We start from the raw sequence: 10924 nt of genomic DNA on the forward strand, positions 1-10924 counted from the left end.
CTCAAGCATGATGTGACAACTGGCCAGTTGTTGAAGGTGCTGAGTGCGCTTGCCGATGACGGTGACAGGGCGGTGCTGGGACAACTGACCGGATCGCGACTGGATGTTCCTGTCAAGGTGGGCCAGTTGATCGGTGTCGATGCCAATGCCCGCGACGGACTGCGTCGCGCGCTTAATCTGGATGTGGCCGCTCTGGATTTGATTATGGCCAGTCTGGAAACCGCCAACAGTAATCGGCAATTGGCGCTGAACGGCGATGTGAACGCTGTGCTGGCCGATATCCGCATTATGGCGGCGATCGGGGAGCGCCCGAATGACTCGTCATGGCTGACGGTTTCGGCGGGCGGTACGCCGATTATCCGCACATCGCAGACGCGCATTTTTGTGCGCGCCAAGACGAAAAATCTGGTCGACGAACTGGTGTCTGTTGACCTGCAACTGTTTGCCGAAGTGGCCTCGGCCGAGGCCAAGATCAAAGAGATCCAGTGCGCACCCGGCAAGCGCGTGGATGTGGATGCCCGCACCGGCCTGCTGCGTTTGACCGTGGGAAATGTCACCAATCCGGGCGATTTGCAGAATTTCAAAAAGCGCATCAACACCGAAGAACTGGTGCTGGCCGAGGTGCTTCTGTTGCCGTTGAAAATCTACGCCAATGTCGAAAGCAACGACACGAAATGGCAGACCTTGCGCTTCTCGGAGGCGCAAATCAGCGCCAAGACCCCCCAGAGCGTGCGCTCCAAGGAAATCGGTTCCAGCCTGCTGGCGACGCTGGGCAAGGAAATGAAGATTACCTTTTTGGGGTTGCCGCTGGGCTGGATTGTGAACCTGCTGACGCCGCTTCTGGTACCGATTGGCTATCTGCTGGATGCAATCCTCAATCCGCTCTTGCAGTTGCTCGGCATCGGTCTGGGCGAAGCGGATGTGAGGGTTCTGGGGATCAACTGTCCGGGTGGTGTGGGCGGCATACCGTATCTGGTGGGATAGGGCGGACCTTAGGCAAAGAAAAAGGCGCGGGGGTCACCCGCGCCTTTTGATTTTGTATATGCCGCTATCAGCTTTCGATCGAACGCAGGCCGCTCGAAGCGTTCTGCACAACCGGACGGCTTTGGCCGCCGGCAGCGATAATGCGGTCGATACGGGCCTTTTCGGCGCGGAAGGCTGCCAGTTCGGTGCCTGCCAGGATCGTACCTTCTTGGGTGCGGACGCTGGCCGGATTGATGCGCTGGCCGTTACGCCACATCTCGTAGTGCAGGTGCGGGCCGGTCGAGTTGCCGGTATTGCCGACATAGCCGATGACCTGACCTTGGCTGACGCGCTGACCGGCGCGCATGCCCGAAGCAAAGCGCGACAAGTGGCCATAACCGGTTTCAAGGCCGTTGGCGTGGCGCACGCGGATCCAGTTGCCATAGCCGCCCCAGCGGCGGGCTTCGACGATCACACCATCGGACGGGGCCACGATGGGGGTGCCGGTCGAGGCCGCAAAGTCCATACCCTGGTGCATCTTGCGATAGCCGGAGATCGGGTGGGTGCGGTAGCCGTAGTTGGACGAGACGCGGCGGAAATTCTGTAGCGGGGTCCGCATCATGGTGCTGCGGACATTTTTGCCGGTGGAGTCGAAATACTCGACCTTGTTCGTGCCCGGACGCTCGAAGCGGTAGAAGGCCTGGCCTTTCAGCTCGGCAAACATCAGGTCGCCGGTTTCGATCGTGCGACCTGCCTCGGTGACCGAGCGGTCGAAGACGAGGGTGAACTCGTCGGCAGAGCGGACATCGCGCTGCATGTCGAACTTGTGGGCGAACAACTGGCTGGCGCGGCGCACCACGGCCGAGGTCGCACCCAGCTCGCGGGCCGAGGCCGACAGCGAGCCTTGAACCTTGTCGCGGGCGACGACGGTTTCGTGCGTGATCTTTTCGTCCAGCGAGCGCAGGCGCAGAGCACCGTCAAAGCTGCGCGAGACGGTCAGCTGGCTGGCCGGACCGGTACGCATGGTCAGACCGATCAGGCGGGCCTCGCCTACACCACCGCGCGGACGCGATACGGCGGTCTCGAATTTGGCACCGGCGCGAATGTCTTTCAGATCAAAAGCGCTGGCGATGGTGGCGGCAACGGCGCTGGCGTCTTCGGCGCGGACGCCGGCGCGGCGCACGGCCTGCTCGAAAGTTTCGCCACGACGGATTTGAACCGGAACGGCCTCTGGTGCGTTAAGACCTGCAGGAGCCGCAGCAGCTGCATAGGCCTGGGTCTCCAGATAGGCTGTCTGCTGGGGCGTAAGAACCGGCAGTTCCTGAGACTCGGACGCAGCGAAGGGTTTGCCCGCCAGCAGGGCAATGCCAATGGCAGCCGCTGTAGTCAGCAGGTGGGGGGCAAGCCGCAACGGTTGGCGGCGAGGATCGAACTGGGTCATTGTTCCCCGGTATTCGACGACGCACGAATGCGCCCAACGAAGTTTGAACTCATGCCTTCTTCCCTACAAAGGCACGAAGCGACCTGTATAGACCGACTGTGCCAGTATGGGAAGCAGGGATGTTACATTGATGTAACAAGCCGATTGCTCGTTAGGGTTGCAGTCTTTTACGGAACCTTTTGGCGAAAATTGGACGCCGGAAATTTTATCGGAAAAACTACCAGATGCTGTGGTGCCTCGATAAGGTCACTACTAAACCTTAGCGGGGTAGGCTGGATACGAGTATGCTCGCCTATACGTTAAGGCGAGGTTTTGAACCTTGGCCGCACCAATGGATTTGTATCTAGGTTGTGTCGAAATGATCGAAAAGCAGGCCTGTGAGCAGCAATAATCCTGAATCTTCCACAGAAACATTGCCAGCGGCCCAAAAGGCCAAGCGCCAGTCCAAGAGATTACCCTTGGGCTGTGTCGGCACAGGGCTGACGGTTGGCGCTCTGGTGGTGCTGCTGGGCGCGGGGGCTCTTTATATGGGGCGGCGGGCCGTCGCCGAGGAGGTACTGGTTGGCTGGCTGCACCGTCGCGGCATCGCGGCGGATGTGCAGGTCGAGCGTATCGAGTGGGACGGCTTTACCGGACGTATTATTGTCGGCAATCCCGATGATCCGGATGTGCGCATCGACAGGGTCGAGGTTGATTATCTGATCGGTCTGCCGTGGATGCAGGACGGGTTGGGGCTGACGCCCAAGCGGGTTCTGCTGTCGCGCCCGCTTATCAAGGCCGAGTGGACGGGCGAGAAGCTGTCTTTTGGCGCGCTGGATCCTTTGATCGAAGAGTTTACCGCCAAGCCGCAGGGCGCAAAAAAGCCCGGTCCGGTGATCGTGGTGGACAAGGGGCAGGTTTTGCTGGCGACGCCCTACGGGCAGATTACAGCTCTGGCCGATGCCCGCATCAACGATATGCGGCTGGAATGGCTGAAGGCGTCACTCAATCCTGCGGCCCTGACGCTGGATGATATGAAGGCGACGGGTTTGCAGGCCCGTATCGAGGCCCGCAGCACCGGTGACGCGCTAAGCTTTAGCGGTCAGGCTTCTGCCGAGGCTCTGGCGACAGCGGACTTGGCCGGTAGCGGCGCAAGCCTGACCCTGAACGGGCAGGTGCCCTATCCTCGCAAGGATGTGGTGCAGGCCAATGGGCCGGTGACGCTGCAAGGACAGGTCGAGATGGCCCTTCTGGATGGCGAGGGGGTTAAGGCGCGAGACTTTACGGCGCGTCTGGATTGGGGCGGGCAGCTGACGGGCTGGATTGACCGCTTTGTGCTGAAGGGTCGCGGATCAATGCAGGCCACAGCACAGGCGGTTGAGACGGGCGAACAGAGGCTCTCAAATGTCCGCATGGTGGCCAATGATGTCGCCACAAATTTCAGTCGCGGCCAAAAGGATCAGACACCGGCGACAGGCGAGGGCCAGCAAAATGCTGACTTCAAATGGCAACTGGAAGGCCCGTTACAGCTTGCAGCGGCGCGTTTACAATCGGGCGATAACCGCCTGAATAATGTGCAACTGGTTTCCTCGCGCCTGAAGGCTGGCGGCGAAGGCGGCCAGATGGAAGTGCAGGCCCCGTTGACCCTGCTGGCCAGCGAGGCGGTCACGGGTGATCTGCAAATGCGTCAGGTGCGCGGCCAGTTTGTACTGGACGGCCAGCGCGGTCTGGTGACGCGCATTGCTCTGAGCGGCAGTCTGGCCGCGAATGGCCGCTTTAACGGACTGGGTCCGGTTAAGGCGGATGATGCCGTCCAGATCGAGCGTCTGAAACTGGCGGCGAACGATTTTGCGCTGTCGGCCCCTGCGCTGTCTCTGGTGCAGAACAACCGTGGGCTGGGCGTACAGCTTGATGCGCCGGTTCAGTTGAAGGCGCGCAACGGGGTCGAGGTGCGCTTGGCGGCTCTGGGCGGGCCGGTACTGCGAATGGCAGGCGGTGCGCCGACAGGGGCCATGAAGCTGAGCGTGACGGGGGAGGATATTCCGAACCTGAATGTGGATGTCACGTCGTGGCAAGCCGCGAGCGGCGGCTTGACGGCACAGTTGCGCGCGAACGGTCAGACCGATTTTGATCCGCTGCGCGGTGTGGCGCTGCAAACCGCAGGCACGCTCAGCCTTCGCAACGGTATCACGACCTATCAGGCCAGTGACTGCGCCAGCCTTCAGGCGCGTCAGGTCCAGATCGGCGAGAACAATCTGGACGCTCTGTCCGCCCGCCTGTGCGCGGATGGCCGCCCGCTGTTCACGGCCCAGCAAGGGCGCTGGGAACTGGCGGGCCGTTTGGCCGATACGCAGTTGCAGGCAAGCTTCCTCGAACTGGACCTTGAAAATGGCGCTGGACGCTTGCGTGTCTCGGGACAGAAAAACGATCTGTCCATGCGCCTGTCCGATATTGTGGCCACCGTCAAAGACAGTCCCGATATTGCCGAGGCACGGATCAATCCGCTGGGCGTCGGCGGCGAGGTGTCGCTGTCTCGCGGTGTGTGGAACGGGGCGCTAAACCTGTCGCGCGAAGACGTGCGTCTGGCGACGGTGAATCTGGTGCATGCCAATGCCACCCATGAAGGGCGGCTGGATTTACATGCCGGACCTCTGACCTTTGCGGCCGACGGCTTGCAACCGGCAGCCATCAGTCCGCTGCTGAAGGACTATATGGTCAATGCCAGCGGCGATGCCATCGGCATGAAGGGCGAAGTCCTCTGGTCGGCCAAGAGCGTGACCAGTCAGGGACAGATCACCATCGGCAACGGTCAGGCAGACGATACGCAAAGTGCGGGCCTGTCGTTTGATACGCCGATGGGGCGTTTGGTGGGCTTGCGGGGTACGGTACAGGTCACGGACCTGTTGAAGCTGGAGACCGCATCGGACCAGATGCTGAGCGCGGATCGTCTCGATAGCGTGATGCCGATTACCGACCTCAAACTGACCATGGGGCTTGGCGAGGGCGCGCTGAATATTTCGCAAGCCTCGCTGAAGCTGGATGCCGGTGGCGTCAGTGTCCGCGATGTGGTGGTGCCGCTTAACGGGGTCGATCCGGTCCATGGTCTGATCCAGGTAGACAATCTTCAGGTGAACGACCTGCTGATTGCGGCCAGTCTGGGCGAGAAGGCCAAGCTGGATGCCCGCCTGAACGGCCAGATCCGGTTTGACTATCAACGCCAGAGAGGCTGGCAGTTCCATTCGGTGGATCTTCGGGCGCAGGGCGGCCACCTGTCGGTCCAGCCCGAAGTGCTGACCGGCATGTCTGCGGAGGGCGGCGATGTACACACCGCCACCGGCCCCGATATCGAAATACCGCCCAATGCCGTGCAGGGCTTTGCCTATCAGGCGCTGGAAAATCTGGCGATCAATGATCTGAGCGCCGATGTTTACACCCTGCCCGAAGGGCGACTGGCCGTGAACTTCCGCATTCAGGGCTATCACGCCCCGCCGCAGAAGCAGGAATTGCGGATTTCGATCATGGACCTGTTCAATGGCAAGCTGATGGAGCGCAAGCTGCCCTTGCCGTCCGGCGCGCCGGTGATCCTGAACCTGAGAACCGACTGGAATGCCAACGAACTGGCCACCGACATCTATCATCTGATGCAGCGCCGCTTTGCCGATCTGAGCGTGGTCGGCGCTGACGAGGGTGGCGAACAAAAATGACGGCGACAGCACCCTTAAAAAGATGCAACTGTTACCGTTCACAACCCGTTCAGGCGTAACGGGGCTATAAGCTATATGTGTACTGGACTAACCGGAGAGATCGTTATGTTGGACAAACGACAGTTCACCCTGTTTGCCCTTGCCGGGGCAATGGCGGGTACTGCGGCCTGTACACCTACGGTAAGAATTGCTTTCGATAAACCGCTTGAAATCAATGCAAATTTGAGAGCGGACATTGTTATCAAGCTTGACGAGGAGCTGAAGAAGCTCTTCCAAGAAAACCCGAACCTATTCTAAGTCAGGAGGCATAGAATGGCCTATCGTAAACTCTTTATCGCTGTCGCCGCCGCTGCTGCACTGGGTGTGGCTGGTGGTGTGATGGCGCAAACCTCGGGCCAGAAGGCTCTGGTGGATGCCGCCAAGGCCGAAGGCCGCGTCGGCGAACAGGCCGATGGCTATCTGGGCGTTCGCACTTCGGTCGAGGCCGATACGCGCGCGGCTGTCGATGCCATCAATAATGGCCGCCGCGATGCCTATGCCCGCACAGCCAGCCAGGCCGGTACCTCGGCCGCTGTCGCTGGCGAGCGTATGTTTGAAACCCGCCTGTTCCCGAACGTGTCGTCGGGGCAGTGGTACCGCAATGCTGCGGGCCAGTGGGTCCAGAAATAATCCGCGATAGTATGCGGGGCTGATAGCGCTGATTAACAGGGCCGATTTCCGTAAAAGGGGATCGGCTCTCGGCGTTTATAGGGGCGGTGGTTTTGCTGCCGCAGTTTTGAAAACGGGAGAGGGCTAATGCGCGCTTTGGTAGGTTTGGGTCTGGTTTTGGCTTTGGGAGCCTGTGACGCTTCCGAGCCCGTCAAACCGGCAGTCAAAGAGGCCCCTGAGGTCAAGCTGGCGACGGTGGCTCTGGATGCGCCGATCCGTGTGCTGGGCACCGAACCGTTCTGGAATGTTGAAATCGCACCGGCGGGGCTGGTTCTGACCCGCATCGACCAGCAGCCGCTGACGGCCCCGAACAATGGCTTCGAGGCCAATGGCAATGTGGTCCTGTGGACGTCGGCCATGCCGGACCAGACACCGATCAAAATCACGCTGACGGGCACAGACTGTTCGGACGGGATGAGCGACCGCATCTATCCGCTGAGCGCCATGGTCGAGATCGGCACCGAAACCCTGACCGGTTGTGCAGCCTCGGTCGAAGCTCTGTCACGCGCCTCGGAGGCAGGGCGCGTCGAATAGCGCCCGCCTCGCAGTCGTTTCGCTCGGGCAGGCCTAGCGCTTGGCCTGTTCCGAGCCGTTGGTAACGGCACGGCCCGCGGCCTGAACGTCGCGGCCGATGCCCGCAACCGTATTGCAGGCCGAAACGGCCAAAGCGGCGGCGATCATGCCGAGGGCGACAATCTTGCGCATGATAATTCTCTCGATAAGGTGTTGATCTGGTTGGCGACCGTCGTTCTATGCGGTTATGACAGCCTATAGTCGCAGCATAACTGCGACAGCACGAAATTCGAGCCTTAACCGGTATTCTGACAGGTAAATATGATCCAGCCCGCCGCAAACTCCGCCCGCCGACTGGTTGAAACCCTTGTCCTGAATGGTGTGGACAAAGTGTTCTGCGTGCCGGGCGAAAGCTATCTGGCCGTGCTGAACGCGCTTTATGATGTGCGCGACAAGATCGAGGTCATCATCTGCCGTCACGAGGCCGGAGCCGCCAATATGGCCGAGGCCTATGGCAAGCTGACGGGCAAGCCGGGCATCTGCATGGTCACACGCGGACCGGGGGCAACCCAGGCGGCGGTGGGCATCCATACGGCCCAGCAGGATTCCACGCCTCTCATCATGTTTGTCGGCCAGATCGCCCTGTCGGACCGTGGCCGCGAGGCGTTTCAGGAAGTTGATTACCGCCAGACCTTCGGCTCTCTGGCCAAGTGGGCGACGGAACTGGAAAGCCCCGAGCGCACGGTAGAAATCGTCGAGCGCGCCTTTGCCACGGCGCTTCAGGGACGCATGGGGCCGGTGGTTATCGCCCTGCCGGAAAACCTGCTGCATGACGATGGCGGCCCTGCGCCTGTTCGCGCCGTCAAACCGGCCCGCGCTGCGCTTGACCCGGCCTTTGTCGAAGACCTGAACGCGCGACTGGATCAGGCGAAAAGCCCGCTTCTGGTGCTGGGCGGTTCGGGCTGGACCGACGAGGCTTGCCACGCCATTGCGGGCTGGGCTGAAAAGAACGGCATCCCGACGGCCTTGTCATTCCGCCGCAAGGACCTGATTCCCAACGGGCATTCCTGCTATGCCGGTGATCTGGGTATCGGCTGTGCGCCCAAGCTGATCGAGCGCGTCAAGCAAACCGACCTGATGATCGTTATCGGCGCGCGTCTGGGCGAGAACGCCACGCAGGGCTACACGACGCTGTCGCGCACAGGCACGGCGCAAAATCTGGTCCACATCCATCCGGGTGCCGAAGAGCTGGGCCGCGTCTGGACCCCGCTGATGTCGGCCTGTGCCGATAACAGCCTTGCCGCTCTGGCGATCTCGCAGATCGAAACGACCGGCCAGTGGCACGATCAGGCTAAGGCCGCCAATGACGCCTATCTGGCCTTCTCCTCGCCGATCGAGACGGTGGGCGATGTGAACCTGTCGGAGGTGGTGAACCATCTGACGACGGGCCTACACAGCGATGCGGTTCTGACCAATGGCGCGGGCAATTTCGCGGCATGGCTGCACCGCTTCTATCGTCACCAGTGCCGCCGTGCACAGCTGGCACCGACCTCGGGGGCCATGGGTTATGGCTATCCGGCAGCAGTGGCGGCCAAGGTCATGATGCCCGAGCGTCAGGTGGTCTGTTTTGCCGGTGACGGCGACTTCATGATGAGCGCCTGTGAAATGGCGACGGCGGCCCAGTACGGTCTCGGCGTCATTGTCATCGTGGTCGATAACGCGACCTACGGCACTATCCGCATGCATCAGGAAACCCAGTATCCGGGGCGCGTGATCGGCACCGACCTCAAGAACCCCGACTTTGTGAAATATGCCGAGGCCTTTGGCGCATTCGCCACCAAGGTGACCCGCACGGCAGACTTCCCTGCCGCTCTGGCTCAGGCTTGCGAAGCCAGTGCCAAGGGGCAACCGGCTCTGATCCATCTGATTGCCGATACCGAACAGATTTCGCCGGCCAAGACCATCACCCAGCTTCGCGGCGGTTGACCGGCATCACGGCGTAATCTTGTAAGCGGGGCCGATTGCTGAAACTGTGCCCTCACTGTTTGTGAGGGGGAGTGTTTTATGCGTCGTATTTTGATTTCATCGGTGGCCGCATTGGGCTTTGGGGGTTTGGCGTTCGGGGCGCTGGCACCTGTGGCCATGGCGGCCGAGCCGCCTGTCGCTGTGGCAATGGCTCAGGGCGAAGATGCCCGTTTGGCCGAATGGTTCGAGGCCGCCTATCAGGCCCGTCTGGCGCTCAGCCCGATGGGCATGACCTCGATGGGAATGAAGACCGACTACGACAAGCTGGACGACAACTCCAACGCGGCGCAGGCCCGGGCGATGGCCATGTCGGAAGCCCAGCTGGCGGCACTCAAATCCTCGTTCGACATGAGCAAGCTCAGCCCTCAGAGCCAGCTTTCGGTGCGTCTGTTTGAATATCAGGTGCAGCAGGGCCGCCTGTCGAACCAGTGGCGCGACTGGGGCTTCCAGTTTGCGGCCAACGGCAATCCGACCACCAGCCTGCCGGTGTTTCTGATCAATACCCACCGCGTCGACAGTGTTTCGGATGCCGAGGCCTATGTGGCGCGTCTGGCCGATACCGAACGCTATATGGGACAGGTCGCGGCCACCCTGCGCGAGCGTACCGCCAAGGGTATTGTCTCGCCGATCTTCGTGTTCGAGCCGTCATTCGACAATACTCGCGCCGTGGTGGCAGGGGCCCCTTTCGATACAGGTGCCGATAACCCTGTCTGGGCCGACATCAATAAAAAGGTGGCGGCGCTGGATACGGATGCGGCCACCAAGGCGCGTCTTCTGGATGAAGCGCGCGCGGCCCTGACCGGTCCTTACAAGCGTGGCTTCGATACAGTCCTGTCGGCACTGGGCGAGGCGCAGGCCAAGGCGGACAGCAATGACGGTGTGTGGCGTCTGCCCGATGGCGAGGCCTATTATAATGCCCGTCTTCAGCTTTCGACGACGACGGACCTGACCGCCGACCAGATCCACAATATCGGTCTGGCCGAGGTGGCGCGTATTCAGGCCGATATGGAGGTCATCAAGCAAAAGGTCGGCTTTACCGGCACCCTGCAAGAGTTCTTCACCTTCATCAAAACCGACCCGCAGTTCCAGTATCCGAATACACCGCAAGGCAAGGAAGCCTTCCTGACCGACGCACGCGGCTATGTGGCGCGGGTGATGGATATGGCCCCGCAATGGTTCAACACCCTGCCCAAGGCGGCACTGGAAGTGCGTGCGGTCGAGCCGTTCCGCGAAGCTACTGCTTCGGTCGCCTTCTATAACCGCCCGGCACCGGACGGCTCGCGTCCGGGCATCTATTATATGAATCTGTCGGACATGACGCAGGTCCTCAAGCCGCAGGTTGAAGGCATCAGCCTGCACGAAGGCGCACCGGGGCACCACTTCCAGATCGCCTACGCACAGGAAATGGAGGGCGTGCCGTCCTTCCGTCGCTTTGGCGGTTATGGCGTCTATTCCGAAGGCTGGGGTCTGTATTCCGAGCAACTGGGCAAGGAGATGGGCTTCTATCAGGACCCGTATTCCGACTTTGGCCGTCTCTCGACCGAGCTGTGGCGCGCGGTACGTCTGGTTCTGGATACGGGCCTTCATGCCA

8 protein-coding genes and 1 pseudogene are annotated in these 10924 nt (G+C 61.1%); 7 read left to right on the forward strand and 2 right to left on the reverse strand.

The genetic code is table 11. The features are described 5' to 3' along the window. Nucleotides 1-984: pseudogene (locus RSB01_RS00465) on the forward strand (hypothetical protein); the annotation flags it as partial. 67 nt (nucleotides 985-1051) lie between these two features. Here RSB01_RS00465 and RSB01_RS00470 read toward each other — a convergent pair. Beyond that, a complete protein-coding gene (locus RSB01_RS00470; protein ID WP_332619374.1) occupies nucleotides 1052-2404 on the reverse strand; it encodes a peptidoglycan DD-metalloendopeptidase family protein in 1353 nt (450 codons plus the stop codon). 413 nt (nucleotides 2405-2817) lie between these two features. Between RSB01_RS00470 and RSB01_RS00475 the strand changes: the two genes are divergently transcribed. From RSB01_RS00475 to RSB01_RS00490, 4 genes are all read left to right on the forward strand, one after another. After that, entirely contained in the window at nucleotides 2818-6087 is a 3270-nt protein-coding gene (locus tag RSB01_RS00475; protein ID WP_332624966.1) for a YdbH domain-containing protein, read from the forward strand. A gap of 105 nt (nucleotides 6088-6192) precedes the next feature. Beyond that, complete coding sequence (locus RSB01_RS00480; RefSeq protein ID WP_167178488.1) at nucleotides 6193-6384, forward strand: YnbE family lipoprotein; 192 nt, start codon at nucleotides 6193-6195, stop codon at nucleotides 6382-6384. A gap of 15 nt (nucleotides 6385-6399) precedes the next feature. Further along, on the forward strand, nucleotides 6400-6756 hold the full coding sequence (locus RSB01_RS00485; RefSeq protein ID WP_332591501.1) for a YdbL family protein: 357 nt from the start codon (nucleotides 6400-6402) through the stop codon (nucleotides 6754-6756). Between the two features lie 126 nt (nucleotides 6757-6882). Further along, nucleotides 6883-7329 (forward strand): hypothetical protein, encoded by a 447-nt coding sequence (locus RSB01_RS00490; RefSeq protein ID WP_332591500.1) that lies wholly within the window; start codon nucleotides 6883-6885, stop codon nucleotides 7327-7329. Between the two features lie 33 nt (nucleotides 7330-7362). Here RSB01_RS00490 and RSB01_RS00495 read toward each other — a convergent pair whose 3' ends face one another. Beyond that, a complete protein-coding gene (locus RSB01_RS00495) occupies nucleotides 7363-7500 on the reverse strand; it encodes an entericidin A/B family lipoprotein (RefSeq protein ID WP_332591499.1) in 138 nt (45 codons plus the stop codon). Nucleotides 7501-7629: 129 nt separating this feature from the next. On the opposite strand from RSB01_RS00495, the gene RSB01_RS00500 reads away from it, so the two are divergent. After that, nucleotides 7630-9294 (forward strand): thiamine pyrophosphate-binding protein, encoded by a 1665-nt coding sequence (locus tag RSB01_RS00500; protein ID WP_332591498.1) that lies wholly within the window; start codon nucleotides 7630-7632, stop codon nucleotides 9292-9294. 78 nt (nucleotides 9295-9372) lie between these two features. Beyond that, the coding region (locus RSB01_RS00505; protein ID WP_332624967.1) for a DUF885 domain-containing protein at nucleotides 9373-10924 on the forward strand (1552 nt) is incomplete at its 3' end.

It is taken from the genome of Brevundimonas sp. (genome assembly GCF_036659295.1).
In the GTDB taxonomy this organism is placed as follows: domain Bacteria; phylum Pseudomonadota; class Alphaproteobacteria; order Caulobacterales; family Caulobacteraceae; genus Brevundimonas.